Annotated in this window: 30 protein-coding genes; 15 read left to right on the plus strand and 15 right to left on the minus strand. The window is 74.0% G+C overall.

Annotation, left to right across the window (positions count from 1 at the left end; genetic code table 11):
• Positions 1–62 precede the first annotated feature (62 nt).
• Positions 63–917: a hypothetical protein gene (locus ACGFZ2_RS24655; RefSeq protein WP_393264698.1), complete on the plus strand. Its 855-nt coding sequence runs from the start codon at positions 63–65 to the stop codon at positions 915–917.
• Positions 918–926: 9 nt separating this feature from the next.
• Here the strand turns inward: ACGFZ2_RS24655 and ACGFZ2_RS24660 are convergent, their stop codons facing one another.
• From ACGFZ2_RS24660 to ACGFZ2_RS24670, 3 genes are read right to left on the minus strand one after another with little or no spacing between them, the layout of a single operon-like run.
• A complete protein-coding gene (locus tag ACGFZ2_RS24660) occupies positions 927–2984 on the minus strand; it encodes a glycogen debranching N-terminal domain-containing protein (RefSeq protein ID WP_393457270.1) in 2058 nt (685 codons plus the stop codon).
• Positions 2981–3361: an SCP2 sterol-binding domain-containing protein gene (locus ACGFZ2_RS24665; RefSeq protein WP_393457273.1), complete on the minus strand. Its 381-nt coding sequence runs from the start codon at positions 3359–3361 to the stop codon at positions 2981–2983. The genes ACGFZ2_RS24660 and ACGFZ2_RS24665 overlap by 4 nt, the downstream gene beginning before the upstream one ends.
• A gap of 54 nt (positions 3362–3415) precedes the next feature.
• Positions 3416–3790, minus strand: a complete 375-nt coding sequence (locus tag ACGFZ2_RS24670; RefSeq protein WP_350706940.1) for a DsrE family protein — start codon at positions 3788–3790, stop codon at positions 3416–3418.
• Between the two features lie 12 nt (positions 3791–3802).
• Between ACGFZ2_RS24670 and mtfM the strand changes: the two genes are divergently transcribed.
• Both mtfM and ACGFZ2_RS24680 read left to right on the plus strand, forming a co-directional pair.
• Entirely contained in the window at positions 3803–3907 is a 105-nt protein-coding gene (mtfM, locus tag ACGFZ2_RS24675; RefSeq protein WP_267897534.1) for a small membrane protein MtfM, read from the plus strand.
• A gap of 64 nt (positions 3908–3971) precedes the next feature.
• Positions 3972–4565 (plus strand): FABP family protein, encoded by a 594-nt coding sequence (locus tag ACGFZ2_RS24680; RefSeq protein ID WP_350706942.1) that lies wholly within the window; start codon positions 3972–3974, stop codon positions 4563–4565.
• Positions 4566–4593: 28 nt separating this feature from the next.
• Here ACGFZ2_RS24680 and ACGFZ2_RS24685 read toward each other — a convergent pair whose 3' ends face one another.
• A complete protein-coding gene (locus ACGFZ2_RS24685; protein WP_393457276.1) occupies positions 4594–5442 on the minus strand; it encodes an aminotransferase class IV in 849 nt (282 codons plus the stop codon).
• A gap of 148 nt (positions 5443–5590) precedes the next feature.
• Here ACGFZ2_RS24685 and ACGFZ2_RS24690 point away from each other — a divergent pair, with 148 nt between their 5' ends.
• The 4 genes from ACGFZ2_RS24690 (at position 5591) to ACGFZ2_RS24705 (ending at position 9117) form a co-directional block, all read left to right on the plus strand.
• Positions 5591–6019, plus strand: a complete 429-nt coding sequence (locus tag ACGFZ2_RS24690) for a Fur family transcriptional regulator (RefSeq protein WP_350706946.1) — start codon at positions 5591–5593, stop codon at positions 6017–6019.
• Complete coding sequence (locus ACGFZ2_RS24695; protein ID WP_393264710.1) at positions 6016–7128, plus strand: YgfZ/GcvT domain-containing protein; 1113 nt, start codon at positions 6016–6018, stop codon at positions 7126–7128. The genes ACGFZ2_RS24690 and ACGFZ2_RS24695 overlap by 4 nt, the downstream gene beginning before the upstream one ends.
• Before the next feature lie 92 nt (positions 7129–7220).
• The gene (locus ACGFZ2_RS24700; protein WP_393457279.1) at positions 7221–8063 is read left to right on the plus strand and encodes a 3-keto-5-aminohexanoate cleavage protein; all 843 of its coding nucleotides are present in this window, start codon (positions 7221–7223) and stop codon (positions 8061–8063) included.
• A gap of 94 nt (positions 8064–8157) precedes the next feature.
• Positions 8158–9117 carry an asparaginase gene (locus tag ACGFZ2_RS24705; protein ID WP_393457282.1) on the plus strand — a complete coding sequence of 320 codons (960 nt, stop codon included), beginning with the start codon at positions 8158–8160 and terminating at the stop codon, positions 9115–9117.
• A gap of 209 nt (positions 9118–9326) precedes the next feature.
• Here ACGFZ2_RS24705 and ACGFZ2_RS24710 read toward each other — a convergent pair whose 3' ends face one another.
• The gene (locus tag ACGFZ2_RS24710; protein ID WP_393264716.1) at positions 9327–10124 is read right to left on the minus strand and encodes an alpha/beta fold hydrolase; all 798 of its coding nucleotides are present in this window, start codon (positions 10122–10124) and stop codon (positions 9327–9329) included.
• Between the two features lie 113 nt (positions 10125–10237).
• On the opposite strand from ACGFZ2_RS24710, the gene ACGFZ2_RS24715 reads away from it, so the two are divergent.
• From ACGFZ2_RS24715 to ACGFZ2_RS24735, 5 genes are all read left to right on the plus strand, one after another.
• Positions 10238–10858, plus strand: a complete 621-nt coding sequence (locus ACGFZ2_RS24715) for a helix-turn-helix domain-containing protein (RefSeq protein ID WP_393457285.1) — start codon at positions 10238–10240, stop codon at positions 10856–10858.
• The gene (locus ACGFZ2_RS24720) at positions 10855–11607 is read left to right on the plus strand and encodes a hypothetical protein (RefSeq protein WP_393264721.1); all 753 of its coding nucleotides are present in this window, start codon (positions 10855–10857) and stop codon (positions 11605–11607) included. Before ACGFZ2_RS24715 ends, ACGFZ2_RS24720 begins: the two co-directional genes overlap by 4 nt.
• 71 nt (positions 11608–11678) lie before the next feature.
• Complete coding sequence (locus ACGFZ2_RS24725) at positions 11679–11993, plus strand: DUF2516 family protein (RefSeq protein ID WP_357696340.1); 315 nt, start codon at positions 11679–11681, stop codon at positions 11991–11993.
• The gene (locus tag ACGFZ2_RS24730; RefSeq protein WP_393457288.1) at positions 11990–12877 is read left to right on the plus strand and encodes an alpha/beta fold hydrolase; all 888 of its coding nucleotides are present in this window, start codon (positions 11990–11992) and stop codon (positions 12875–12877) included. The genes ACGFZ2_RS24725 and ACGFZ2_RS24730 overlap by 4 nt, the downstream gene beginning before the upstream one ends.
• Before the next feature lie 11 nt (positions 12878–12888).
• Entirely contained in the window at positions 12889–13626 is a 738-nt protein-coding gene (locus tag ACGFZ2_RS24735) for an alanyl-tRNA editing protein (RefSeq protein WP_393457291.1), read from the plus strand.
• A gap of 45 nt (positions 13627–13671) precedes the next feature.
• Here the strand turns inward: ACGFZ2_RS24735 and ACGFZ2_RS24740 are convergent, their stop codons facing one another.
• Together ACGFZ2_RS24740 and ACGFZ2_RS24745 are read right to left on the minus strand one after the other, a co-directional pair.
• Positions 13672–14574: a GNAT family N-acetyltransferase gene (locus ACGFZ2_RS24740; RefSeq protein ID WP_393457294.1), complete on the minus strand. Its 903-nt coding sequence runs from the start codon at positions 14572–14574 to the stop codon at positions 13672–13674.
• Positions 14575–15129: 555 nt separating this feature from the next.
• Positions 15130–15825 (minus strand): DNA polymerase beta superfamily protein, encoded by a 696-nt coding sequence (locus ACGFZ2_RS24745; RefSeq protein WP_393457297.1) that lies wholly within the window; start codon positions 15823–15825, stop codon positions 15130–15132.
• A 78-nt stretch (positions 15826–15903) separates the two neighbouring features.
• Between ACGFZ2_RS24745 and ACGFZ2_RS24750 the strand changes: the two genes are divergently transcribed.
• Positions 15904–16818, plus strand: coding sequence for an SDR family oxidoreductase (locus ACGFZ2_RS24750; RefSeq protein WP_393457300.1), 915 nt, complete (start codon positions 15904–15906; stop codon positions 16816–16818).
• On the opposite strand, the gene ACGFZ2_RS24755 is transcribed toward ACGFZ2_RS24750, so the two are convergent.
• Positions 16809–17825, minus strand: a complete 1017-nt coding sequence (locus ACGFZ2_RS24755; RefSeq protein ID WP_393457303.1) for a helix-turn-helix transcriptional regulator — start codon at positions 17823–17825, stop codon at positions 16809–16811. The genes ACGFZ2_RS24750 and ACGFZ2_RS24755 overlap by 10 nt on opposite strands.
• A gap of 74 nt (positions 17826–17899) precedes the next feature.
• On the opposite strand from ACGFZ2_RS24755, the gene ACGFZ2_RS24760 reads away from it, so the two are divergent.
• Entirely contained in the window at positions 17900–18691 is a 792-nt protein-coding gene (locus tag ACGFZ2_RS24760; protein WP_393457306.1) for an EI24 domain-containing protein, read from the plus strand.
• 1 nt (position 18692) lies between these two features.
• Positions 18693–19208: an O-acetyl-ADP-ribose deacetylase gene (locus ACGFZ2_RS24765; protein ID WP_393457309.1), complete on the plus strand. Its 516-nt coding sequence runs from the start codon at positions 18693–18695 to the stop codon at positions 19206–19208.
• Between the two features lie 25 nt (positions 19209–19233).
• On the opposite strand, the gene ACGFZ2_RS24770 is transcribed toward ACGFZ2_RS24765, so the two are convergent.
• From ACGFZ2_RS24770 to ACGFZ2_RS24800, 7 genes are all read right to left on the minus strand, one after another.
• On the minus strand, positions 19234–19632 hold the full coding sequence (locus tag ACGFZ2_RS24770) for a RidA family protein (protein ID WP_393457312.1): 399 nt from the start codon (positions 19630–19632) through the stop codon (positions 19234–19236).
• Positions 19633–19755: 123 nt separating this feature from the next.
• Positions 19756–20763, minus strand: coding sequence for a LacI family DNA-binding transcriptional regulator (locus tag ACGFZ2_RS24775; RefSeq protein ID WP_393457315.1), 1008 nt, complete (start codon positions 20761–20763; stop codon positions 19756–19758).
• Between the two features lie 19 nt (positions 20764–20782).
• A complete protein-coding gene (locus ACGFZ2_RS24780) occupies positions 20783–22162 on the minus strand; it encodes a GH1 family beta-glucosidase (protein WP_393457318.1) in 1380 nt (459 codons plus the stop codon).
• Positions 22159–22992 (minus strand): carbohydrate ABC transporter permease, encoded by an 834-nt coding sequence (locus ACGFZ2_RS24785; RefSeq protein ID WP_393264744.1) that lies wholly within the window; start codon positions 22990–22992, stop codon positions 22159–22161. Before ACGFZ2_RS24785 ends, ACGFZ2_RS24780 begins: the two co-directional genes overlap by 4 nt.
• Entirely contained in the window at positions 22989–23999 is a 1011-nt protein-coding gene (locus ACGFZ2_RS24790; RefSeq protein ID WP_393457322.1) for a carbohydrate ABC transporter permease, read from the minus strand. The genes ACGFZ2_RS24785 and ACGFZ2_RS24790 overlap by 4 nt, the downstream gene beginning before the upstream one ends.
• Positions 24000–24076: 77 nt before the next feature.
• Positions 24077–25381, minus strand: coding sequence for an ABC transporter substrate-binding protein (locus ACGFZ2_RS24795; RefSeq protein ID WP_393457325.1), 1305 nt, complete (start codon positions 25379–25381; stop codon positions 24077–24079).
• Between the two features lie 300 nt (positions 25382–25681).
• Positions 25682–26443, minus strand: a complete 762-nt coding sequence (locus tag ACGFZ2_RS24800; RefSeq protein ID WP_393457328.1) for a maleylpyruvate isomerase family mycothiol-dependent enzyme — start codon at positions 26441–26443, stop codon at positions 25682–25684.
• Positions 26444–26472: the final 29 nt, after the last annotated feature.

Raw genomic sequence — 26472 nt, forward strand, 5'->3', positions numbered from 1 at the left:
CGCCGAGGGGGCGGGCCACGACCGTCTCCGGGCGCGTTCCACCGGCGTGACACGATGGCGTCGTGAACGGTGTCGTAGCGGCGGGGCAGGCCCCGCCCACCGGTCCCGACCGGCCGGCGTCCCGGCGGTGGCTGCCCTGGCTGCTCGCCGCCACCGTGGCCTGGGCGGTGTTGCTGACGGTGCTCACCTGGGCGTCGGTGCGGGACGACCCGCCGACCGTCCGGGAGCAGCGCAGCCTGGCCGAGGCCGGCCCGGTCGTCGACCGCGCGGCCGGCGAGTTGGTCGCGGCGGCCGGCGACACCGCCGTGCTGACCCCGCCCGAGATCGAGCGGGGCTGCCGGGTCACGCCGTTCGCCGACGGCGCCATCCTGACCCGCGGGGTGGACGTGTTCGTCCCCGTCGGCTTGGAGCGGGCCCTGCTGGAGCGGGTCGCGGACCGGCTCCCCGGGCACTGGCGGGCCGGCGTCCGGGTGACCTCGGATGCCGGCCCCCGGCTGCGCGCCGACGCGGGCGAGTTCGTCACCGTCGAGGGCACGGTCGCCGGGGACGGCCGGGTCCGGCTGACCGCCGACACGGGCTGCCGGCCGATCGGCGACGGCTACGCCGCGCCGGCGACCGGCACCACGGGCGCGGAGACCGAGGCCCTGGCGGTGGCGCTGCGGGCCCTCGGCGGCCCGGCCGGAGCGGCCCCCGAGGTGGTCGTCGCGCCCTGCCCCGCCGGCGGCGCCGCCCGCACCGCCCGCGCCGCCGCCGTCCCGGCCCCGCCGTCCCTGGCCGCCGCGCTGGCCCCCGTCGCCCGCGTCCCGATGCTGCAAACCCCCGAGGCGTACGCCTACCGGCGCGGCGGCGTCATGGTCATCGCCGGTCTCTCGGGTGACCGGGTCGCACTCTCCGCCACCACCGGCTGTCCGGCCTGAGACCGGCGGTCAGTGGCCGGGAGCGTGGTCGTGCGGGCTGCGGCTGCGCCCGAGCGCGTCGACGTGACCCCAGCGGCCGGGGATGTCGAGCAGCTCGACCCGCCCCATTCCCTCGGGCACGGCGGGATCGATGATCAGGTGCTCGCCCTGCGGCTCCAGCCCCAGCATCACCCGTAGCAGCAGCAGCGGGGTGCCCGCCGACCAGGCCTGCGGGCTGCACGCGGTCGGGTACTCCACCGGGTACTCGGTGAGGCTCCGCTCGTAGCCGGCGAAGGCCTCCGGCAGCCGCCCCCCGAAGAACCGGGACGCGGCAAGCATCGCCTCGCAGATCTCGCTGGCCTCCCGGCGGAACCCGTACCGCCACAGGCCCCAGGCGATGATCGAGTTGTCGAACGGCCACACCGTCCCCACGTGGTAGCCGACGGGGTTGTACCGCCCCTGGTCGTCGGCGAGGGTCCGTACGCCCCAGCCGGAGAAGAGCCGCGGGCCCAGCAGGTGCTCGGCGACCCGGCGGGCCCGCGACACGTCCACGATGCCGCTCCACAGCAGGTGCCCCATGTTGGAGCTGAGCGCGTCCACGTGCCGGCCGTCGGCGTCGAGGGCGAGCGCGTAGAACTCTCGTTCCGGGATCCAGAAGTCCCGGTTGAACCGCATCTTCAGCTCGGCCGCCTCCCGCTCCAGGCGGTCGGCGTACGCGGGGTCGCCCCAGAACGTCCGGGCCAGCCGCGCGCCGCGGATCTTCGCGTCGTACGCGTACCCCTGGAGTTCGCAGGTGGCGCGGGGGAAGCCGGGCAGCCGGCCGTCGTGGTAGGAGATCGAGTCCCAGGAGTCCTTCCAGCACTGGTTCTGCAGCCCCGTCTCCGGGTTGCGCGTCTGGTACCACAGGTATCCGGTCCCGAGCAGGTCGCCGTACGTGTCGATCCAGGTGAGCGCGGCACGGGTCTGGGCCTCCAACTGCCGCACCAGCCCGGCGTCGCCGGTCCACCGCTCGTACTCGTCGAGCAGGATGACGAACAGCGGCGTGGAGTCCGCCGACCCGTAGTACGGCGAGTGGGGCTGCTCCTCGAAGCCCGCCGTCTCGCCGTAGCGCAGCTCGTGCAGGACCTTGCCCGGCTCCTCGTCCCGGAAGTCGTCGATCCGGCAACCCTGAAGGCCGGCCAGCATCAGGATGGTCGCCGGGATCAGCTCCGGCAGGAAGGGCACCACCTGGAGCGAGGTGATGATGCTGTCCCGACCGAACAGGGTCATGAACCACGGGAGCCCGGCCGCCATCAGCCGCACGCCGAGGGTGATCGACTCGTAGCGCAGCGCCGCCAGGTCGGCCAGGCTCTGCCGGTACGCCCCGGCCAGCGGCTGGCAGTCGCAGCCGAGCTTCGGCGCCCGGGCGATCAGCTCGTCGTGCTCGGCCCGGATCGCGGGCGCGGTGCGGCTGCCGCCGTAGAGCGGCAGGCTGGCCCGGATGTCCTCGCCGCGCGCCCCGTAGACGACGGTGGCCACCCGCAGCCGGGTGCGCCACTCGCCGTGCGGGGCGAGGCGGATCCGGAAGGTCATGCCGGACACCTCGACGTGCGCGGGCGCGCTGGAGCTGATCACCGTCTCGCGGTGGAAGTTCTCCCGGCGGTAGGTGAGGCGCAGCTTGTCGTCGCCGACGGTGGCGGTGGTGTGGCCGTGTTTCTGCCGGACGTGCTTGATCTCGAACAGGTCCGCGAAGTCGGCCCCCATGTCCAACCGGACGGTGAACTCCGTTTCCCTCCCGGCGTGGTTGAGCAGCGTCAGTTCCTCCTCGAAGCTGTCGCCGATGGACCGGCGCCGGATCACCGACACCTTCGCGTCCAGGTAGTGGGTCGGCTCGCCGGGGACGAGGAAGAAGCGGGTGCGGAAGGACTCCGCGTCGTCGACGCTGAGCGCGTGCAGCCGCTCGCCGTCTAGGGTCAACACCCAGGTGGAGAGGAACCGGGTGTCGAAGGAGAAGAGCCCCGTCGGGAAGTCGAGGGACGGCTCGATGTCGCCGTGCCGGTCGCTGACCAGGAAGGTGTTGCCGTCCAGGATGCTGACCGACTCCCTCACCGCAGCCGTCCGGCCTGCTCGCGGACGACCTCGCGGGGATCCCGGGTGCCGGGTGGGTCGGGGAAGAACCGGCGGAACGCCAGGAAGAGCACGACCTCGCCGCTGAAGCTGCTCTCGTTGCGCAGCACGCTCGAGATCGCCTGGGTCCGGCCGGTGACGAGCCGGTCGAACAATTCCTCGCTCGTGTACCAGATCGCGTCGGCCGGCCCCCGGTTGCGGCTGACGTCGATCGCGCCCGGCTGAAGCCGGACCAGCCAGTGCACCGTCTGGTTGCCCCGGGCGAGGTCGATCTGCATCGTCCCGCTGACCGGACCGCGCAGCACCTGCGGGGCGCGCGCCGGCAGTGATTCGAAGAACCGCTCCGTCGCCTCGGTCACATCCGAATCGTAGGCATTCGCCCGAAGTGCCGGGACGGTATCGAGGGGCGAGGGTCAGTAGACCAGCGCCTGCGCCCCCTCGGCCATCGCCTCCTCGACGAAGACCGCCGCGCCGGCGATGCGGACGCCCGGCAGCACGTCGTCCGGGCCGATGTCCCGACGGGCGGCGCACTGGGTGCAGGCCGTCACCGTACCGGTCGTGAGGATCACGTGCAGCAGCTCGGCCAGCGGGGCCGAGTGCGGCAGCTCGAACTCCTGCGCCCGGCCCGGCAGCGCGAACCACGTCGACTCCCCGGTCAGCCAGAGCGACACGTGCACCCCGGCGGCGGCCGCAGTGGCGGCGACGGTGAATGCCTGGGCGCACCGCTCGGGGGCGTCCGCGCCGGCGGTGGCCTTGACGACGAGAGTGCGGGCCATGGGGCCCAGCATAGGATGGTCGCGATGGTTACCGAGATCGGGTTCGTCAGCCTGCTGGTCGCCGGCCTGGGCGCGCTCGCCGGTGGCCTGGTCTACCTTGCCGTACGCATATCGAGAGGACGTTGGTGAGCGCGAGGAGTGAGCCGGTCTTGCGAGCCCCGCAGTCGCGAACGAGGAGAGGCGGAGTGAACCGGTGAGCGACGAGAACCCCCTGCAGCCGCCGCCGTGGCTGAACGCGCCGCCGGTCGACCCGTACCCCTACGAGGAGAGCCACGACCTGCGGGTCGGCCCGAAGCTGCACCCGTCGCTGGACGGCCTGCTGCCGTACGTCGGGGTGTGGCGCGGCCGTGGCCGGGGCGGCTTCCCCACGATCGAGGACTTCGACTACGCCCAGGAGATCCGGATCAGCCACGACGGCCGGCCGTTCCTGTTCTACGAGTCGCGCGCCTGGATCCTGGACGAGCAGAGCCGGCCGGTCCGTCCGGCGGGCCGTGAGGTCGGCTGGTGGCGGCCGGTGATGGACGGCGAGCGGGTCACCGACGAGCTGGAAGCGCTGATGACCACGCCGACCGGGGTCATGGAGCTGCACATCGGCAAGCGCAAGGGCACCCAGCTCGAGTTCGTGACCGACGCGGTGGTCCGGACGGCGACCGCCAAGGAGGTCACCGCCGGTCACCGCCTCTTCGGCATCGTCGAGGGCGCGCTGCTCTACGCCCAGGAGATGGCCGCCGTCGGCCACGGCCTCTCGCCGCACCTCTCCGCCCGCCTCACCCGCGTGGCCGGCTGACCCGCCCGACCCGTCGCCGCCTCCCCGGTCAGGGGAGGGGGAAGCCCAGCAGGGCTTGGAGGGCCGGCGTGTGCGGGGAGCGGCCCAGCGGGACGGCGTCCAGGGTGTGGACCTCCGCCAGGCCACGGACGGACGAGGTGAGCCAGACGCCGTCGGCGGAGTGCAACTCGGCCGGGGTGACGAGGCGCTCGTCGGCGCGCAGGCCCAGTTCGTGGGCGTGGGCGAGGAGCCAGGCGGCGGTCACGCCCGGCAGGACGCCCGTCTCGGCGGCGGGCACGGTGCGGAGGGTGTCGCCGGCCAGCCAGACCAGGTTGGCGGTCGGGCCCTCCAGGGCGTACCCGTCGGAGGAGACCCAGAGCACGTCGTCCACCCCGCTGCGGGCCGCCCAGCGGCGGGCGGCGGTGCTCACCGCGTACGACGTGGACTTGACCCCGGCGGGCAGCCAGTCGAGTGCGGCGCGGGCCCGCGCCGCGACGCCGAGCGGCAGGGTGGCGACGGTGATCCCGTCCCGGCGGGCCGCCCGGGTCGCCGCCGGCACCTCGCCCAGCGTGGCGTGGACGCTCGGCGGGCCACCGCCCTCCGGGCCTTGGGTGCAGACCAGCCGCAGCGCGCCCTCGACCTCGGCCGGCCAGCCGGCGCTCACGGTCTCCAGCAGGTCGACCAGCACGTCGGTGGGGGGCAGGGGAAGCTCGACGGCCGTCGCCGCTTGAACCAGCCGGGCCAGGTGGGCGTCGCGCAGCCACGGCCGCCCGCCCCGCAGGTGCATGGTCTCGAAGAGCCCGTCGCCGTGCAGCACACCCCGGTCGTCGCCGCGCAGCACCGGCTCCCCGGGCGGCACCAGCCCGCGCCCCGGCACGGCGATCCTCGACGCCACCATGACCGCCGAGCGTAGCGGCGGGCCTGCGCACCGCCGCCGCCCGGTGCGGGGAGGTTGCCGCCCGCCCGACGCCGTCACCGGTGGCGCGGGAACTCGACGGGCCGTTCGACCCGGCGGCCGGGGCGGTCGGGCGAACTATGATCGGACGGTGTCCGAATCCTCCCTCGCGGAAATGCTCCGCGCCCGTGGGCTGCGGCTGACGGCGCAGCGGCAACTGGTCCTCCAGGCCGTGCTCGACCTGGGGCACGCCACCCCGGAGCAGGTGCACACGGCCGTCCGGGAGGTGGCCGCGGGGGTCAACATCACCACCATCTACCGCACGCTGGAGCTGCTGGAACGGCTTGGCCTGGTCACCCACACCCACCTCTCGCACGGCTCGCCGACCTACCATGCGGCCGGCGAGGACCAGCACGTCCACCTTGTCTGCCGGGAGTGCGGCGCGATCGACGAGATCGATCCGGAGCTGCTGCGCCCGCTGGCCGACCGGTTGGCGCAGCAGCGCGGGTTCCGGGTGGACATCGGCCATGTCTCCCTCTTCGGCGTCTGCGACCGCTGCGAGAACGGGGACCGGAAATGATCGACATCGCGGGCGCGGTGAGCGTCGAGAGCATCGACGAGGCCAGCCGGGACCAGCCCGAGCCGGCGCACGTGGCGGCCGGCGTCCGGGGGGTGGCCGCGCACTACGGCGACCCGATGCGCGAGCAGCGCACCCTCGAGACCGCGGTCGGCCTGGTCGACCGCTCGCACCGGGGCGTCGTCGCGGTGCCTGGCGAGGAGCGGATCGGCTGGCTGCACACCCTCACCACCCAGCACCTGGCGCAGCTCGCCGCCGGCCAGGGCACCGAGCTGCTGGTGCTCTCGCCGCACGGGCACGTCGAGCAGCACGCCATGGTGGCCGAGGACGGCATCACCACCTGGCTCGACACCGAGCCGGGCGCCACCACCGGCCTGCTGTCCTACCTCGAGAAGATGCGGTTCTTCAGCCGGGTCGAGCCGCGCGACGCGACCGGCGAGCACGCGCTGCTCTCGCTGGTCGGGCCGGAGGCCCCCGCCGCGGTGGAGACGCTCGGCGCGGCCGGGCTGGCCGCCCCCGACGTGGTCGCGGTGCCCGGCCCGAAGTTCCGCTCCGGCGAGGTGCCGCCCCGGCCGACCGCGCTGTACGACGTCAAGCCGCTCCCGGTCGGCGGGTGGGCGCGACGCGGCCCGCTGGGCGTGGACCTGCTCGTGCCCCGGGCCGCGATGGAACAGGTGGTCACCCAGCTGCGCGGCAACGGGGTGCCGGTGGCCGGGCTGTGGGCGTACGAGGCGGTGCGGGTGGCCGCCCGGCGGGCCCGGGTCGGGGTGGACACCGACCACCGGACGATCCCGGCCGAGGTGGACCTGGTCGCCCCCGCCGTGCACCTCGACAAGGGCTGCTACCGGGGCCAGGAGACCGTGGCCCGGGTGCACAACATGGGCCGGCCGCCGCGTCGGCTCGTCCTGCTGCACCTGGACGGGGTCACCACCGACCAGCCGCCGGTCGCCGGCACGCCGGTGACCCTCGACGGCCGGGCGGTCGGCTTCGTCGGCACCGCCGTGCACCACCACGAGCTGGGCCAGGTCGCCCTGGCCGTGGTCAAGCGCAACGTCGCCGACGACGCCCGCCTGCTCGTCGGCGAGACCGCCGCCGCGATCGATCCGGCCTAACACTCCGGCGGCGAAAGAATCTCTCCTTCGCGGCGCCGAGGCCGGAAAAGTTCCGGTCGACTGGCTCCCTGACCTCGGTCTAGGATCCGGGCATGACGACAGGGACGTTGATCACGGTTGCCCCCACCGGCGCGGAGTCGGCCAAGGCGGAGGTGCCGGCGCTGCCGGTGACGCTCGACGAGCTGCTGCTCACCGCCAAGGAGTGCGAGGCGCTCGGCGCCGCCGTGATCCACGTCCACATCCGCGACGACGAGGCGAAGCCGACCCTGGACCAGGGGCGGCTGCGGGAGACCGTGGCGGCGCTGCGGGAGAGCACCGACCTGATCGTGCAACTCTCCTCCGGCGGCGCGGTGACCGACCCGGAGGCCGACCGGCTCGCCGTGCTCGACGCGGGGCCCGACATGGCCTCCTGCACGATGGGCACGCTCAACTTCGGCGACGACGTCTTCCTCAACCGGTGGGAGTTCATCGTCGACCTGCACACCCGGATGCAGGAGCGCGGCATCGTGCCGGAGTACGAGATCTTCGACCTCGGCCACCTGACCGCGTTGCAGCGCCTGCTCGGCAAGTACGGCCTGCCGGCCGGCGGGCACGTGCACGTCGACTTCGTGATGGGCGTGCCGGGCGGCATGCCGGGCACCACCTCGGCGCTGGTCGCCGCCCACCAGGCGCTGCGCGACCTGCCCGAGGGCACGACCTTCTCGGCCACCGGCATCGGCCGCAGCACCATCCCGGTCATGCTGGCGTCGCTCTCGGCCGGCGGGCACCTGCGCGTCGGCATGGAGGACACGGTGACCTACGCCAAGGGCCGCCCGGTGGAGTCCAACATGCAGCTCGTCGCCCGGGCTGTCGGCTTCGCCCAGCTCGCCCAGCGGCCGCCGCTGACCACCGCCGAGGCGCGTGGGCTGCTCGGCGTGCCGGCCGCCGGTCGGTAAGCGGCGGCCCCGCCGACGCTCCTGTACGCCCGGGTGTCGACTGCCTGGTCACCCGCCCGCCGGGGGCGGCCGGGCGGTCGGTACCGTCCACACCGTGGGAAAGACGTACGAGGGCGGCGTGCCGCTCGCCGAGGTGGTCCGGTCCGGGTTCGTCGAGGGCGTGCACCGGGGCTCGGTGGTGGTGCTCGACGCCGACGGCGCGTCGGTGGCCGGTGCCGGGGACGTGACCTCCCCGGTCTTCCCGCGCTCGTCCAACAAGCCGATGCAGGCGGTCGGGATGCTCCGCGCCGGGCTGGCGCTGACCGACCCGGCGGACGTGGCGCTGGTCGCGGCCAGCCACGCCGGGGAGGACTTCCACCTGGCCCGGGTCGGCGCGCTGCTGGCCGGCGCGGGGCTGGACGAGTCGGCCCTGCACTGCCCGCCGGACCTGCCGGTGGGCGAGGACGCGCGGGCCGCCGTGCTGCGCGCCGGCGGCGGTCCCACCCGTACGCAGATGAACTGCTCCGGCAAGCACAGCGGGATGCTGCTGACCTGCCTGGCGGCCGGCTGGCCGCTCGACGGGTACTGGCGCCCGGAGCACCCGTTGCAGCAGCGGCTCCGCGACGCGGTCGAGGAGTTCACCGGCGAGCGGGCGGCGGCGGTCGGGGTGGACGGCTGCGGCGCTCCGGTGCTGGCGGTGTCCCTGACCGGCCTGGCCGGGGCGTACCTCCGACTGGTCTCCGCGGAGCCCGGCGCCCTGCCCCGGACGGTGGCCGACGCGATGCGCGCCCACCCGGAGATCGTCGGCGGCACCCAGGCCGACGACACCCGGCTGATGCGCGGCGTCCCCGGGCTGCTCGCCAAGGTGGGCGCCGAGGGCGTCATCGCCGTCGCGGTGCCCGGGACCGGCGCTGTCGCCCTCAAGATCGACGACGGTGCGGGCCGGGCGCGGATGCCGGTGCTGGTCTCTGCCCTGCGCCGCCTCGGCCTGGACGCCCCGGTGCTGGCGGAGTACGCCGAGGTGCCGCTCTTCGGCGGCGGCCTCCCGGTCGGCGCCGTACGCCCCGTCTGGTAGCCGCCGCCGCGCGCCCTGCCCGGCGACGCCGCGACCGACGGTCACCCGCCGACGCCGGACGCCAGCCCGGCGATGCCGCGAGGGTCAACCGGCGACGCTGCGACGGTCAGCCCGGCGATGCCGCGACGCCCAGCCCGCCGACGCCGGACGCCCGGCCGGCGCCGCGACGGTCAGCGCACCGACCGCCGAGCACCGGGCCGGGTCGGGCGTCAGGGCAGGAAATCGAGCAGGGCGGCGTTGACCGGGGCGGGACGCTCCAGCGGCAGCAGGTGGGCCGCGTCCGGCACGTCGGGCAGGCGGGTCGCGCCCGGTGCCTCGGCTGCGATCCGGTCCGCGAGCCGGTTGATGTCGGGCACGTCCGCAGCGCCGGCGGTGACCAGGACCGGCACCCGCAGCTCACCGAGGCGCCCGATCGCGGGCGGGTCGAGTTCGGCGACGTCCACCGCGCTGAGTGCCTGCTCGGCGGCGAGCGCCCGCCGGTCCATCTCGACGGCGAACGCGACCAGCTCCGGGTCGACGTCCTCCGGACGGCGTCCGGGGCCGACCACCCAGAACCGCACCTCACCGGCGGCGCTGGCGGCGAAGTCCTCCGGGTCGACCTCGCCCACCAGGGTGTCCCAGAGGCCGTTCGCCTCCTCGGACCACTCGTGCCCGGAGACGGCGGTGCCGAGCAGGGCGAGCGCGGTCACCCGGTCGGGGTGGGCCAGCGCGGTGTCGATGGCGACCGCGCCGCCGAACGAGCAGCCGACCAGGGCGGCCCGGGGGAGGTCGAGCGCGTCGAGCAGCCCCGCCACGTCGTCGTGGTGGGCGAACGGGGCGGGTGGCAGCTCCGAGTCGCCGTAGCCGCGCAGGTCCAGGGCGATCACCCGGTGCCGCTCGGCCAGCGGGCCGATCTGTCCCCGCCACATCCGGCGGTCCGCGATCCCCGCGTGCAGCAGGACGACGGGGGTGCCGCTACCGGTGTCGTCGTACGCGAGCAGCGCGCCGTTCACTTCGATCTTGGTCATCGCAGGAAGGTACGCAGGTGGCGATCGGGCACGCAACTTGCACACGTGAGACCTCGCTAACTCTGGTTAGCACTTTGCTTGCAAGAGCTAGCGGGGCGGGCTACCGTCGGGGTATGGCCACTGGTAAAGACCTTCCCGACGTCGGCGGGTTCATTCGCGATCTGCGCCGCAACGCGAAGATCTCGCTCCGACAGCTCGCCGAGCAGGCGGGGGTCAGCAACCCGTACCTCAGCCAGATCGAGCGCGGCCTGCGCAAGCCGAGCGCGGAGGTGCTCCAGCAGCTCGCCAGCGCGCTGCGGGTCTCCACCCCGGCGATGTACCTGCGCGCCGGGCTGCTCGACGACAAGGAGGGCCAGGGCGTGCTCGCGGCCATCGCGGTCGACCCCGACCTGACGATGGCGCAGAAGCAGTCCCTCACCCAGATCTACGAGACGTTCCGGCGGGAGAACGCGCGGCTCGCCGAGGCGACCGCGGCGGCCGCCGGCGCCACGCCGGAGGGCGCCACGCCGGAGGGCGCCACCCCGGGCGCGCCCGAGGCCGCCGAGGCGCCGGACCTGGCCAACCTCGCCGCCACCGGGCCCACCACGCCGGAGGGCACCCCGACCGAGGCCGTCCTCGAGTCGGTCGCCGTCACCGAGGCCGGCCCCGCCCCCGCTCCGACCGACACGCCCGAGAAGAAGGCCGCCCGCAGGGCGGTCCGGAAGGCCGCCGACGCGGCCGAAGAGGAGAAGTGATGACCCAGCCGAAGACCCACCGCATCCCGGCCCCGATCTACGCCGCCGCCGGCGCGGGCGAACTGGCCCTCCAGCAGCTCCGCAAGCTTCCCGCCGTGGTGACCGACCTCGGCACCAGGGTCGTCGCCGACCTGGGCGGCAAGGCCGTCGTCACCGGCTTCGAGCTGCGGCAGAAGGCCAACGACACGCTCCGCACGGCGAACCTGACCGCCAGCGGCCTGCGGGAGAAGGCCGCCTCGTCCGACCTCGACCTGAAGCGCCTCCGCGAGGCGGCCGACCTCGACAAGCTCCGCGAGGTCGCGGACCTGAACAAGCTCCGCGAGGTCGCGGACCTGGACAAGCTGCGCGAGGTGGCGACCCGCAACGCCGCCGTGGTGGTCGCCGGCGCCCAGGCCGCGCAGGAGCGGGCGCAGGCCGCGTACGTCGCGCTGGTCGCCCGGGGTGAGCGGGTCGTCGGCGCCGGCGTGCTGGAGGCCGCCGAGACCGTGAACGCCGACATCGAGGCCACCGAGGCCGAGGTCGAGCCGGCCGGGACCGCCGCGAAGCCGGCCGCGACGACGCCGACCACCCCGACCACCGCCGAGGTGCCGACGCCGGCCGACGTGGCCGAGGTTGTGGAGGCCAAGCCGGCCGCCGCCAAGAAGGCGACCCGGGCGCCCCGGGCCACCAAGGCCGCCGCCAAGCCGGCCGCCACGCCGTCGGCGAAGCTGCCCCGGGCCACCAAGCGGACCCGCCCGGCCGCCGAGTAGTCCCGCTGCGCCGGCGACCCCGGAGGCGTCCTGTCGGACGTTTCCGGGGTCGCCGGCATAAGCTTGCCGTCATGGCCCACGCCGCGCCGCTCTTCGCCTTCGAAGTCCGCTACGTGATCGAGCTGATCCTGCTCGTGTTCGCGTTGATCGTGCAGGGCGTCGCCCTGGTGCACGCCATCACCCAGCGCTCCGACGCCTTCGCCGCCATCGGCACCCTGCCCAAGGGTGGCTGGGTCGCCATCCTCGCCGTCTGCCTGGTGCTGACCCTGCTCGGCTTCGGCCCGATCAGCCTCTTCGGCCTGATCGGCATCGCGGCGGGTCTCATCTACCTGCTCGACGTCCGGGTCGGCCTGCGCGACCTGAGCGACGGCAGAGGGTTCTGGTGAGAGGTTTCCGCTGGCCGCCCCCGCCGGACGGCGGGCCCCGCACCTGGGGGCCCGGCCCCGGTGCCCCACGCACCGGCAGGCCGGCCCTGCCCGAGCCGGAGACCGAGCTGGTCGCCACACCGCACGGCGTACGGCTGGAGCAGCTCGTCACCGGCGCGGGTGACCCGACCACCGTGTTCGCCCACGGCCTGGGCAACGGCATCGCCACCACCCGGCCGTTCGGCAGCGGGGTGACCGGCCGCAAGCTCTTCTTCCAGTTCCGCGGGCACGGCCGCTCCGACGCGCCACCCGGCCCGTGGAGCTACCTGGACCTCGCCCGCGACCTGCGCGCGGTCGCCGACCTGGGCGGCGCCACCCGGGCCTTCGGCGCCAGCCTCGGCGCGGGTGCGCTCTGCCGGCTGCTCGCCGAGAGCCCCGAACGCTTCGAGCGGCTGGTCTTCTTCCTGCCGGCGGTGCTGGACCGGCCGCGCGGCGAGGTCGCCCGGGCCCGGCTGACCGCGTTGTTCGACGCCGTCGATAGCGGGGACGCCTCCGCCGTCGCCGACGTGGTCCAGGCGGAGCTGCCGCCGGCGGTACGCAACACCCCGGCCGGCTGGGCCTACCTGCGCCAGCGGCTCGACCAGCTCCTCCGCGACGGGCTCGCCCCCGGGCTCGCCAGCCTGCCCGAGCAGGCGCCGCTGCGCGACGCCGGGTCGCTGGCCGCGGTCACCGCGCCCGCCCTGGTGATCGGCTGCGCCGGCGACGACCTGCACCCGGTCGAGGTCGCCGAGCAGCTCGCGGCCGCGCTGCCCCGGGCCACCCTGCACGTGTACGACCGGCCCGGCGTCCTCTGGACGGAACGCGCCGACCTGCGCAGCCGGATATCCGCCTTCCTCAACGAGTAACGTGCCCTGACATGGGCGTCACACACCACGGTCGTACGCACCGGCTGGACCTCGCCGACCCGACGCTGCGGGAGTGGGAGTGCACCGTGCTGCACGCCGACCCGGAGCAGGGCATCGTGCTGGACCGGTCGGCGTTCTACCCGGGCGGTGGCGGGCAGCCGCCGGACCACGGCGTACTGCTCTGGCAGGGGGTGCAGACCCGGATCGTCGGCACCCGCAAGGGCGACGACCTCTGGCTGATCCCGGCCGAGGGCGACCCGCTGCCGCTGGCCGGCACCCCGGTGACCGGTGCCGTCGAGGACGAGCGGCGCACCCGGCTGATGCGGACCCACTCCGGGCTGCACGTGCTCTGCGGAGTGGTGTTCCGCGACTTCGGCGCGCTCGTCACCGGCGGCAACATGGAGCCGGGCGAGGCCCGGATGGACTTCAACCTGCCCGAGGTGCCGCCCGACTTCAAGAGCCGCATCGAGGAGCTGGTCAACACCGAGGTGGCCGCCGACCGGGCGGTCGCCGTGCGGGTGCTGCCCCGGGCCGAGGCGCTCGCCCTGCCGGACATCATCCGGACCCAGTCCAACCTGATCCCGCCGAGCGAGCAGGAGGTCCGGATCGTCGACATCGTCGGGCTGGACGTCCAGGCCGACGGCGGCACGCACGTCGCGTCCACCGCGCAGATCGGCAAGGTGCAGGTGGTCAAGGTGGAGAGCAAGGGCCGCGCCAACCGTCGCGTCCGCGTACGGCTGACCGACTGACCCGGTGGCTCCCGGCGCCGGACACCGACGCCGGGAGCCGAGCCGTCACACCAGGTCGATCCGCTCCCGCTCGATCGGGTAGCCCGCCCTGGCGAAGGCGGCGGCCATCGGGTGGTTCGTCTGGTCGGTGGCCGCCACGATCTCCTTCATCCCCGCCTCGACCAGCAGGTTGGTTGCCTCGACCAGCAGGTCGTACGCGTACCCGTGCCCACGCTGCTCGGGCACCACGCCGACGAAGCCGACGATCGGGTCGCTGTGGTTGCGGGCCGGCACGGTGACGCCGACCAGTTCGCCCTCGGGCGTCCAGGCCAGCCGCCACCAGTCGCGCGGGCTCGGCAGCCAGCGCAACAGGTCGAGTTCCTCCTGCGCCGCCGCGTCCGGCCCGTGCTCGGCGGCGGTGTGCCGGGTGTGCGCGTCGAGGCTCTCCTCGCCCACCCGGCGCAGCACGTCGAGGATCACGGCGTCGTCCGGCTCCGGTCGGAACTCCAGCCGGCCGGGACGGGCGGGCAGCCCGCACTCCGGCTTCCAGCGGTAGCGATACCGCTCGACGAGCACCGACATGCCGGCTGCCGTCGCGGCGTCGATCCGGGCCTCGGCCTGGGCACGGACCGCCGGGTCGTCCCGCCAGCCGGGCGGCACCGAGAGCGAGTACTCGGCCCGCAGCGGCGCGGTCCGGAGCAGCCGGACCGCCGCCTCCCGGTCGGTGAAGTCGAACCAGTCGAGGGCCAGCGGCGCGGCGTCGTCCGGCCCGCCCCACCAGGCGGCGCGGGCCACCACCAGGTCGCCGCGCAGGGCCACCCAACTCCACTCGGGACGGTACTGGCTGTCGGCGGCCATGTCGGAGTAGTTCTGGCCGAACGCGGCGCGGCCCACCAGCCCGGGGTCGGGCAGCGAGTCGAACAGTTTTTCCTCGCCCACGGTGAGTGGGCGGATGACCAGGTCGGTCATGGGGATCCTTCCGGGTGTGACGTGCTCCCGGGTCAGGACCGTGGCGTCCTCGCGGCCGGGTGGGAGCACAGCGATGTCGTGATGAACACGGTGCCCACCTCCCTTCCAAGATCGAGGACGCCCGAGCAGACTAGCAGCGTGCTCCGGCCGGCCCAACCGCATTGCGGCCCGGTCCCGGGCGGACGGCCAGAGCCTCGGCGCGGCGGGCTCAGTCCCCGGCGCGGCGGGACTGTCGACGGGCTTCGGCGCGGCGGCGTTCGCTGGCGGGCTCAGCGCGGGACGACGGTGGTCGGCCAACTGCGCAGACCCGTCCTGCCGCGCCCTGTCGAGCTGCCCCACGGATAGGGGCAGGCCCGGCGGCGCGTCCGGCCCGTCGGTCCGCCGCCTCGAAACGGTCCCATGGACGGGGCAGCTCGACAGCGCGGCGTGGACAATGCCCCGCCGCCCGCCGCCCGCCGCCCGCCGCCCGCCGCCCGCCGCCCGCCGCCCGCCGCCCGCCGCCCGCCGCCCGCCGCCCGCCGGATTCCTCGGAACCGGGGGGAGTGGGGGCGCGGCTCAGGGCGCGGTCAGCTCGGGCGGCAGGTGGGCGGCGCGGACGTCGAGCAGCCAGCGCTCCACGGTGGCCTCGTCGGGGCGGTCCGGCAGCGGGGAGCGGGCGCGGTCGAAGTCGCGTTCCGCCTCGGCGAGCAGCGTGCGCGCCTCCTCCAGTTCGCCGTCGGCCACCCGATCGCCGAATGCCCGGAACCACCCGGGGTCGGCGAGCCGGATCTCCAGCACGCCGGTCCTGTAGAGCAGCCGGCCCTGGTGCACCAGCCGGGCCAGGTGCCGGGCGTGCTTGGCGGTCCGCCGCCGCGTGTCGGCCGAGAACGTGCCGTCGCCCCGGGACTCCAGCTTGCGGAACTGCTGGCCGGCGTAGCCGAGGTAGGCGTCGCGGACGCGGGGCGCGCTGAGGAACGCCGACCGGATGGCGATCAGCCGATCGCCGAACTCCGTCCGGGTCTCGTAGCAGTCGTCCGGCAGCCAGGCCAGCTCGGTGGCGGTCGGGTTGCCGCTCAACGCGAGCCGGCACCACTTCGCGGCCTCGTGCAGGGTCGTGTCGGGGGCGGTGGTCACCACCGACTCGCGGGGCGGGCGCAGGCCGTGGAACGCGACGGTGGGCGCGGCGAAGACGCCGATCCGGTCGACGTCGGAGCCCGGCCCGGCCAGCCCGTACGCGACCGAGCCGACGATGCCGGAGAGCAGCAGGTGCATGCCGCCGAGCATGACGCACGGCCCCGGGTGCGGAAAACCGGACTTCCGCTGTCAGGTATCGCTGACAGGCTGGCGGGCATGACGACACCGCTGACAGGGAAGATCGCGCTCGTCGCCGGGGCGACACGGGGCGCCGGCCGGCAGATCGCCGTCCAGTTGGGCGCGGCCGGCGCCACCGTCTACGCCACCGGCCGCAGCACCCGGGCCGGCCGCTCCGAGATGGACCGGCCGGAGACCATCGAGGAGACCGCCGAGCTGGTCACGGCGGCCGGCGGCACCGGCATCGCCGTCCGGGTCGACCACCTCGTGCCCGAGCAGGTCCGCGACCTGGTCGCGCGGATCGACGCCGAGCAGGGCCGGCTCGACGTGCTGGTGAACGACATCTGGGGCGGCGACCCGCTGATCACCTGGGAGAAACCGGTGTGGGAGCAGCCGCTGGACGCCGGCTTCCGCACCCTGCGGCTGGCGATCGACACGCACATCATCACCAGCCACTTCGCCTTGCCGCTGCTGATCCGCCGCCCCGGCGGCCTGGTGGTGGAGGTCGGCGACGGCACCAGGGAGTACAACGACGCCAACTACCGGCTCTCGGTCTTCTACGACCTCGCGAAGGTCTCGGTGAACCGGCTCGCGGCGAGTTGGGCGCACGAGGTGGCGCCGCACGGGTGCACCGCCGTCGCGCTGACCCCGGGCTGGCTCCGGTCGGAGTCGATGCTGGAGCTCTTCGGCGTCACCGAGGAGAACTGGCGGGACGCCCTGGACAAGCAGCCGCACTTCGCCATCTCGGAGTCGCCGGCGTTCGTCGGGCGCGCGGTGGCCGCCCTGGCGGCCGACGAGGACCGGGGCCGCTGGAACGGACGGTCCGTGTCCAGCGGCGAGCTGGCCAAGGTGTACGGCTTCACCGACCTCGACGGCAGCCGGCCGGACGCCTGGCGGTACCTGGTCGAGGTGCAGGACCCGGGCAAGCCGGCCGACGTCACCGGCTACCGCTGACCGTCGGCGTCCGTCCGCGCGGTCCCGGGCCGAGGCCGCGTCGCGTAGAGCGCGGCGGCGCGGGACGTGGCCTCGGCCAGTCGCGCCCGCAGCTCCGGCGGGTCGAGCACCTCGACCTCCGGCCCCAACGCCAGCAACTGGCTGTACGCCACGTCGACGGACTCGACGGGCAGCCGGGTCACCACCCGGCCCTGCCCGTCGGGCCCGTCGGCGGCGGCGACCGCCTCGTCGTACGCGAAGGGGGCGTCGGCCAGGTGCCGGAGCTGGCGCAGGCCGGCGGGGCTCAGCCGGACGGTGACCCGGTCCCGCAGCATGCCCCGGAGGAACGCCTCGGCCTGCTCCCGCCAGTACCGGGCCAGGTCGAAGCCCTCGTCCCGGTCGAACGTCTCCCCGCGCACCGCAACCTCGGTCACCCGGTCCACCCGGTACGTGCGCACGTCGTCGCCGACCCGGCCGACCAGGTACCAGACGCCGCTCTTGAGCACCAGGCCGTACGGGGACAGCTCCCGGGTAACCTCGCGGTCCCCGCGCCGGTAGCGCAGCTCGACCACCCGGTCCCGCCAGACCGCCCCGGCCAGCTCGGTCAGCCACGGCGGCGGCCCCACCTCCCGGAACCAGCCCGGCACGTCCAAGTGGAACCGCTGCCCGGTGCGGGCCGGCGCGTCACGCAGCGCGGGCGGCAGCGCGGCCAGCACCTTCAACTCGGCCGAGGCCACCGCGTCGGCGAGCCCCATGTCGCCGGCCGGCCCGCGCAGCCCGGCCAGGAAGAGCGCCTCCGCCTCGTCCCGGGTCAGCCCGGTCAACCGGGTCCGGTAGCCGCCGAGCAGCCGGTAGCCGCCGGTCCGCCCCCGGTCGGAGTAGACCGGCACCCCGGCGGCGGAGAGCGCCAGCACGTCCCGGTAGACGGTCCGCTCGGACACCTCCAACTCCCGCGCCAGCTCGGCCGCGGTCATCGTCTCCCGCGCCTGGAGCAGCAACACCAACGAGATCAACCGGGCCGCCCGCACCCGTCCATCCTGCCCCGATGCCGTACGGCCGCTGTCGGGGCGTCGCCCGGCGGCGGCCACTAGGCTCTGCGGTCGTGAACGCACCCCGTATCGCCGCGCCCGTGACCGGCGCCGTCGGCCGGTTCTTCACCGGCGTGGGCCTGCTCCTGCGCGGCCTCGGCCTCTATGTCCGCAGCCCCGGGCTGATGCTGCTCGGTATCGTGCCGGCGCTGATCTCCGGTGTGCTCTTCGTGGCCGCGTTCGCCACCCTGGCGTACTTCGTCGACGACCTGGCCGCGCTGGTCACGCCGTTCGCCGACGACTGGTCGGCCACCTGGCGCAACCTGGTCCGGGTGGTCGCCGGGCTGGCCTTCCTCGGCATCGGCGGCCTGCTCGCGGTGGTCAGCTTCACCGCGGTCACCCTGGTCATCGGCGACCCGTTCTACGAGAAGATCTCCGAACGGGTCGAGGAGCGCCTCGGCGGCACGCCCGGTGCGGTCGACGTGGCGTTCTGGCCGTCGCTGCGGCGCAGCCTCGCCGACTCGGTACGGCTGGTGGGCCTGTCGGTGCTGTTCGGCATCCCGCTCTTCGCCGCCGGGTTCGTCCCGGTGGTCGGCCAGACCGTGGTGCCGGTGATCGGCGCGGCGGTCGGCGGCTGGCTGCTCGCCGTGGAACTGGTCGGCGCCCCCTTCTACCGGCGCGGGATGCGGCTGCCGGAGCGCCGGTCGATCCTCAAGGCGGACCGGCCGACCACGCTCGGCTTCGGGGTGGCGGTCTTCGTCTGCTTCCTGATCCCGCTCGGCGCGGTGCTGGTCATGCCGGCCGCCGTCGCCGGGGCGACCCTGTTGGCCCGCCGCTCGCTCGGCCAGCCCATCACGGCGGGCTGACATGGAGGTCACGCTGGTCGAGGGGGACATCACCACCCAGCGCGTTGACGTGGTCGTCAACGCCGCCAACTCGTCGTTGCTCGGCGGCGGGGGAGTGGACGGCGCGATCCACCGGCGCGGCGGCCCGGCCATCCTCGACGAGTGCCGGGCGCTGCGCGCCTCCCGGTACGGGCGCGGGCTGCCGACCGGCCAGGCGGTGGCGACCACCGCCGGGAACCTGCCGGCCCGCTGGGTGGTGCACACGGTCGGGCCGGTCTGGTCCGCCACCGAGGACCGCTCGGCGCTGCTGCGCGACTGCTACGCGAACAGCCTGCGGGTGGCCGACGAGCTGGGCGCGGAGAGCGTGGCGTTCCCGCTGATCTCGGCCGGCGTCTACGGCTGGCCGGTCGAGGACGCCGTCCGGCAGGCCCTGTCGGTGCTCCGGCCGGCCGCCCCGGCATGCGTCACCGAGGCACGGTTGGTGCTCTTCGGCGCCGAGACCCTAGCGGTGGCGCAGCGGGTGTACGACGCCGGCTGAGCGGACCGTCGGGACGGCCGAGGCGTCAGCGGACGGCGGCGACGGCCTCGACCTCGACGAGTTGGTCGGTGTAGCCGAGCACGGCCACCCCGAGCAGGGTGCTGGGCGGCTCGTGGTCGCCGAACACGTCCCGGACCACCTCCCACACGGCCACCAGGTCGGCCTGGCGGGACGACGCCACGTAGACGGTGGTCTTGACGACGTCGGTGAGCCGGGCGCCGGCCGCCGCGAGGGCGGTCTCCAGGTTGGCCATCACCTGCCGGGCCTGGCCGACGGGGTCGCCGGGCGCGACGGTCCGCCCCTCGGCGTCGAGCGGGCAGGCGCCGGCGGTGAAGACGAGCCGGGCCGGCGGCTCGACCGTGGCCGCGTACGCGTACTCGGCGACGTCGGAGAGGGCAGGTACGCGGATCAGGTTCGCGGTCACGCGCGCGACGCTACCGGCGCCCGTATTGCGGCTCTACGGATTAATCCGGCACCGGACGGGTGCGGCGTTAGGAAGGGGCCCTTCCTATACAGAAGGCGTTAACAAGGTGCCCTTCCTTACACATCAGGCCGACCGGCGGACCACCAGCTCGGTGGGGAGCACCACGGCCCGCTCGATCGCCTCCCCGGCGGCCAGCCGCAGCAGCAGCCGGGTCATCCGCCGGCCGAGCTCCACGATCGGCTGGCGGACGGTGGTCAGCGGGGGCTCGGTGTACGCGGCCGTCTCAATGTCGTCGAAGCCGATCACCGCCACGTCGTCCGGCACCCGCCGCCCCGCCTCGCGCAGCGCCCGCAGGGCAGCGTGCGCCATCAGGTCGGAGGCGGCGAAGACCGCGTCCAGGTCGGGGTGCTCGGCGAGGAGCTGCCGCATCGACGTCGTCCCGGACTCGCGGGTGAAGTCGCCGGTCGCCACCAGCTCCGGCAGCCCGGCCTCGGCGACCGTGTTCCGATAGCCGGTGAGCCGTTCGATACCGGCCACCATGTCCTGCGGGCCGGCGATGGTGGCGATGCGCCGGCGACCGCCCGCGATCAGGTGCCGGACCGCCGTGGTCACCCCGCCGACGTGGTCGACGTCGACGTACGGCACGTCGGCGCCGTCGAGCGGGCGACCGCTGCACACCACCGGGATGCCCAGCCGGGCGAGCCGGCCGGGCAGCGGGTCCTCGCCGTGCAGCGAGGCGAAGAGCACCCCGTCCACGTGCCGCCCGGTGGTGTAGCGCTCCACCCGGTCGTGCCCGGCCGGCGAGCCGGCGAGCATGAGCACGAGCTGCTTGTCGGCGGCCTCCAGCTCCTGGGCGGCACCCCGGATGATGCCCGGGAACACCTGGTCGTCGGAGAAGACCCGGGTGGCGGCCTCCGGCAGCACCAGGGCGACCGAGTCGGTCCGCTGGGTGACCAGGCTGCGGGCGGCCAGGTTCGGCACGTATCCCAGCTCGGCCACCGCCCGGCGGACCGCCTCCCGGATCGGCTCGGCGACGGTCGTGGAGCCGTTCACCACCCGGGAGACGGTCGCCCGCGAGACCCCCGCCCGCCGGGCCACCGCCTCCAGTGTCGGCCGCTGCGCCGTCGTCATCCCCGTTACCACCGCCTCGTCACAGCCCGTTCCGGGAGATCACCTCCTGGTACCACCGGGCGCTGGACTTCGGTGTGCGGCGCTGGGTCAGGTAGTCGACGTGGATGATCCCGAACCGTCGGCGGTACCCCTCGGCCCACTCGAAGTTGTCCAACAACGACCATACGAGATAGCCCCGCAGGTCCACCCCTCGGGAGATCGCCTCGTGCGCGGCGCGCAGGTGCCCGTCGAGGTAGGCGATCCGGTCGGCGTCGAGCACCTGCCCGGCGCCGTCGGGGGCGTCGGTGCCGGCCTTGTCGGGAAACGCGGCGCCGTTCTCGGTGATCAGCAGCGGCACGCCGGGGTAGTCGGTGGCGAGCCGCTCCAGCAGCCGGGTCAGCCCGGCCGGCTCGATCATCCAGCCCATGTCGGTCAGCGGCCCGACCGGCGGCAGGAACTCGACCGCGCCGTCGGTGCCCGGATACGCGCTGCCGCCCGCGCCGTCCGGCCGGCCGGCGACGTAGGTGGGCGCGTAGTAGTTGACCCCGAGCAGGTCGATCGGGGCGGCGATCAGCTTCTCGTCGCCGTCCCGGACGAACGTCGGCTCGACGATCCGGGCCACGTGCTCCAGCACGTCCTCCGGGTAGGCCGCCCGCAGCAGCGGGTCGAGGAAGATCCGGTTGTGCAGGCCGTCCACCAGGCGGACCGCCGCCGCGTCCGCGGCGCTGTCGGCGTCGGCGGGGCGCACGTCGGCCGGGTTGACGGTGATCCCGACGGTCTCCGCGCCGGCCGCGCGCAGCGCGCGGGCCGCCAGGCCGTGCCCGAGCAACAGGTGGTGTACGGCGGCGAAGGCCGCGCCCGGGTCCCGTTCCCCGGGGGCGTGCACCCCGTTGCCGTAGCCCAGGTACGCCGAGCACCACGGCTCGTTGAGCGTGGTCCAGGTGCGCACCCGGTCGCCGAGCCGGGCGTGCACCGCGGTGGCGTACGTGGCGAGGTGCTCGGCGGTCTCCCGGTTGGTCCAGCCGCCCCGGTCCTGGAGGTTCTGCGGCAGGTCCCAGTGGTAGAGCGTGACGATCGGGTCGATGCCCCGGTCCAGCAGCGCGTCGGTGAGCCGGTCGTAGAAGTCCAGGCCGCGCGGGTTGACCGGGCCGCTGCCGTCGGGCTGGATCCGTGGCCAGGCCACCGAGAAGCGGTACGCCTTCAGCCCCAGCTCCGCCATCAGCGCCACGTCGTCGGCGTACCGGTGATAGTGGTCGCAGGCGACGTCGCCGGTGTGCCCGTGGTGGACCTTGCCCGGCGTACGGCTGAAGGTGTCCCAGATCGACGGGCCGCGACCGTCGGCGGTGGCCGCGCCCTCGATCTGGTACGCGGCGGTCGCCGCGCCCCAGACGAAGTTCTCGGGGAATCGCAGAGTGCTCACGACTTGATCGCACCTTCCATGATGCCGCCGATGATCTGGCGGCCGAACAGGACGAAGACCAGGAGCAGCGGAAGGGTGGCGATGGCCGTCCCCGTGAACACCTGGGACATGTCGGTGTAGTACCCGTCGGAGAGGGTGCGCAACGCCAGCTGCACGGTCGGGTTCTCCGGATCGTTGAGGACGGCGTACGGCCAGAGGAAGTCGTTCCAGGTCGTCATGAAGGTGAGCAGCCCGAGCACGGCGGCGGCCGGGCGCAGCGCCGGCAGCACCACGTTCCAGTAGATCCGCGCGGTGCCGCAGCCGTCGATCCGGGCCGCCTCGATCAGCTCGTTGCTGACGGCCTGGCCGGCGTACTGCCGCATCATGAACACCCCGAAGCCGGTGACCAGGGCCGGCACGATCACCGCCGGCAGCCGGTCGTTCCAGTTCAGCCTGGTCATCAGCAGGTAGAGCGGGATGACGCCGAGCTGGGTGGGCACCATCATCGTCGCGATGATGACCATGAGCAGCGCGTTGCGTCCCCGGAACCGCAGCTTGGCGAAGGCGAACCCGGCCAGGGTGGAGAAGAAGACCACCGAGACGGTGACCGTGGACGCCACGATCGCCGAGTTGACCAAACCGGTGACGAAGTACGCGTCGGTGTTGCCGAGCAGGCGGGAGATGTTCGCGCCGAGGTTGCCGCCGGGGGTGACCGGGGGCGGGAGCTGGCCCATCGCGTCGTTGGAGCGGCTCGCCACCACGAACATCCAGTAGATCGGGAAGATCGACAGGACCCCGGCGGCGATCAGCGCGGCGTAGGTGAGCCGGCTGGCGGCCCAGAGGCGGGTCATCGGGGTCCTTCCTTCGGCCTCGCGTCCACCTTCGGGGGCCGCGAGGCACCGAGCCGGCGCAGGAGCAGCACGTTGACCGCCGCGACGACCGCGATCAGCGCGAAGAGCAGCCACGCCACCGCCGAGCCGTACCCGAAGTTGTAGTGGGGCGCGAAGGCGTTCTCGAACATGTACATGGTCACGGTCTGCGACTCCCGCAGCGGTCCGCCGCGGATCGGGTTGGTCCCGGAGTGGAAGAGCCGGGGCTCGGTGAAGAGCTGGAGCCCGCCGATGGTGGAGATGATGACGGTGAAGATGATCGTCGGCTTGAGCAGCGGCACGGTGATCGACCAGAACTGCCGGGCCCGGCCGGCGCCGTCGATGGCGGCCGACTCGTACAGGTCGCGCGGGACGGCCTGCATCGCGGCCAGGAAGATCAGCGCGTTGTAGCCGGTCCACCGCCAGTCGACCATCGCCGAGATGGCCACCCAGGACGCGAACCGGTTGGACTTCCACTCGACGGCGTCGATCCCGACCAGGTCGAGCAGCCAGTTGACCATGCCGAACTCGCGGCCGAAGAGCACCCCGAAGACGATCGCGACGGCGGCGGTCGAGGTGATGTTGGGGATCAGCACCGCCATCCGGAACGTCGTCCGGGCCCGCAGCCGCCGGTTGAGCAGGTTGGCCAGCCAGAGCGCGGCCAGTAGCTGCGGGACCGTGGAGATGACGAAGATGCCGAGGGTGTTGACGACCGCGTGCCAGAAGTCGGTGTCCGCCAGCAGGCGGCTGTAGTTGTCGAGGCCGACGAACGGGTGGTCGCTGCCGAGCAGGTCCCAGTCGTGCAGGGAGACCCAGAACGTGTAGGCCAGCGGGTAGACCCCGAACACCGCGAAGAGCACGAAGAACGGGGCGACGAAGAGGTAGGGCGAGAACCTCGTGTCGAGGCGGCTGAGCCGCGTCCCCGGCGTAGGTCGGCCGGTGCGGGGCGCCGGTGCGACCGGTGGGCGCGCGTCGAGCTGGGCGGTCATGCCCGAACCACACTCCTTTCCCGGTGCGGGCGGGATCGGCGCCCCCGGCGCCCACCCGCCCGCACTTCCGGTTCGGGCTACTTGGCGGCGGCCTTCTTCGCGTTGTTCACCGCGTCCGTCCAGCCCTGTTCGGGGCTGCGCTGACCGAGTTCGACCGTGCGGACGGCGTTCTCGACCTCGGTGCGGACGGCCTGGTTCTTCGGCCCCATGTAGACCGGCTTGAGGGTCTTGGCGCCCTCACCGAAGATCTGCCCCACCGGGGCGTCCGAGAAGTACGCGTTCTTGGCGTCGACGATCGCCGGGTCGGCGAGTGCCTGCGGCGAGGAGGGCAGCGGGCCCTTGGCCTTGAACGCCCCGATCTGGCCCTTGGCGCTGGTCAGGAACTTCGCCAGCTCGATCGCCTCGGCGCGGTGCTTGCTCTGGGCGGGCACGGCGAGCCAGGACCCGCCCCAGTTGCCGCCGTTGCCGGGCACCCGGGCGATGTCCCACCTGCCCTTGGCCTCGGCGCCCGCGTTGCCCTCGATGACGCCGGTCATCCAGGCCGGGCAGGCGATGGTGGCGAACTTGGCCTGTTTGAAGGCCGAGACCCACTCCTCGGACCAGGAGCCGTACTTGCCGGACAGCTTGGAGTCGACGATGTCCATCGTGGTGTCCCAGGCCTGCCGGACGGCCGGGTTGCTGTCCACCACCAGGTTGTCGGCGGTGTCGTAGTAGTGGTAGCCCTGCGCGTTGCCCGCTGTCTGGAGCACGATGGTGTTGAAGATGTTGGTCGCGGCGTCCAGGAACGAGGCGCCGGTGTTCTTCGCCTTGAACTGCTCGCCGACCTTGATGTAGTCCTGCCAGGTCGGCCAGAGCTTCGACACCTCGTCGCGCTCGGTGGGCAGGCCGGCCTTGGCGAACAGGTCCTTGCGGTAGCACATCGCCATGCCGCCGACGTCGGTGCCCAGGCCGATCAGCTTGCCGTCCTGGGTCATCCCGCCCTTCCACTTCCACTCCAGGAAGTTGCCCTGGAGTTCGGCCCCGCCGTGGTCGAGCAGGTTGACGAAGTTGTCGGGGTTGGCCTTGTACTCGACCATCAACCCCTCTTCGATGGCGACGACGTCGCCCGCGCCCTTGCCGGCGGCGAGCCACTGGGTCAGCTTCGGCGAGTAGTCGTCGAGGTTGGTGCCGGTGCCCCGCTCGACGATCTTCACGCCGGGGTGGCTGGCCATGTACTCCTTGTAGAGCTCCTCGTAGCCGAACTGGCTGAACACGTCGACCGTCAGCGTGATCTGGCCGTTGTCGGCGGGTTCGTCGCCGCCGGCGCAGCCGGCGGTGGCGAACAGTGCGGTGGCGGCGACGAGAGCCACCGCCGCCAGGCGGCGGCGTGGAAAGACACCCATTTCTGTCGGACTCCTCTCAGGTCGTCTGAGGTGGCGAGGCAGGTGGTGGAACGGAGCTGAGAGAGCGCTCTCACGACAGGGTGGTGCCTGGTAGGGGCGGTGTCAAGAGAGCGCTCTCAATGCCGTACGGAGACCGCCGCCGCCGGGCCGGCCACGGACCGCACGGCCGAGGCGGAGCTGGCCGCCGACCGGAGCCGGCGAGGGCTGCGACGCCAGTGGCCGCCCCCGGGACGGGGGCGGCCACTGGCGGACGTGCGGCGTAACCGCGCGGAGCCCTCGGGTCCCGGCTCCGCGCGGAGGTCAGCCGACGCGCAGACCCTCGAGCAGGGTGGGATCGCCGGCCACGTCGAGCGTGTCGAAGCTGACCCGGCCCCAGAGCGCGAGCAGCAGGTCGCTCGCCGTGCCGCTGACCTGCGCCCGGGCGTGGTGGTCGTCGTGGTCGAAGATGGTGGCGGTGTCCAGCAGGGCCACCCCCTCGCCGCGCAGCCGGAGGAACCACTGCTGGGCGGCGTCGACCGCGGAGAGCTGCACCACCCCGTGCCACTGGCCGGCGGTGCGGCGCCGGCCGGCGGGCAGCCAGGTGTCCAGCACCTCGCTCACCCCGTCGGCGGCGAGCTTGGCCTCGACCGGCTCACCGGCGGCGATCGCCAGCTGGGCGTCCCAGCGGTGCACCGCGGTCTCGTGCGCCATCCGGCGCGGCCAGAAGCCCGCCTTCTTCGGCTGGGGGGCCCAGTTCCAGGCCGGGGCCTCCGGGTCGAGGGCGTCGAAGAGGGCCATCAGCTGGTCGTACTCCTGCTGCCAGAGCCGGAGCGGGGCGACGCCGGCCTCCGGCTCGATCCGCTCGGGCCGGCCCGGCGGCCGGCTGGCCGCGCCGGCGCCCGCGAACGAGCGCACCCAGCGGTAGATGGCGGCGAGGTGCAGGGTCAGGTCGGCGACGGTCCAGCCGGGACAGGACAGCACCGGGGTCTCCGGTGGCGCCTCCGCCACGGCCGCGGCGAACGCCGGGCCCTCCGCCCGGAGCGCACCGATCCAGAAGTCCTTCGTGCCGTGCAGTCTGCTCATCGCCATCCTCCCGGGGGTGACCGGGCCAC

Origin of the sequence: Micromonospora sp. NPDC048063 (assembly GCF_043202855.1) — a bacterium.
Lineage (GTDB): Bacteria > Actinomycetota > Actinomycetes > Mycobacteriales > Micromonosporaceae > Micromonospora.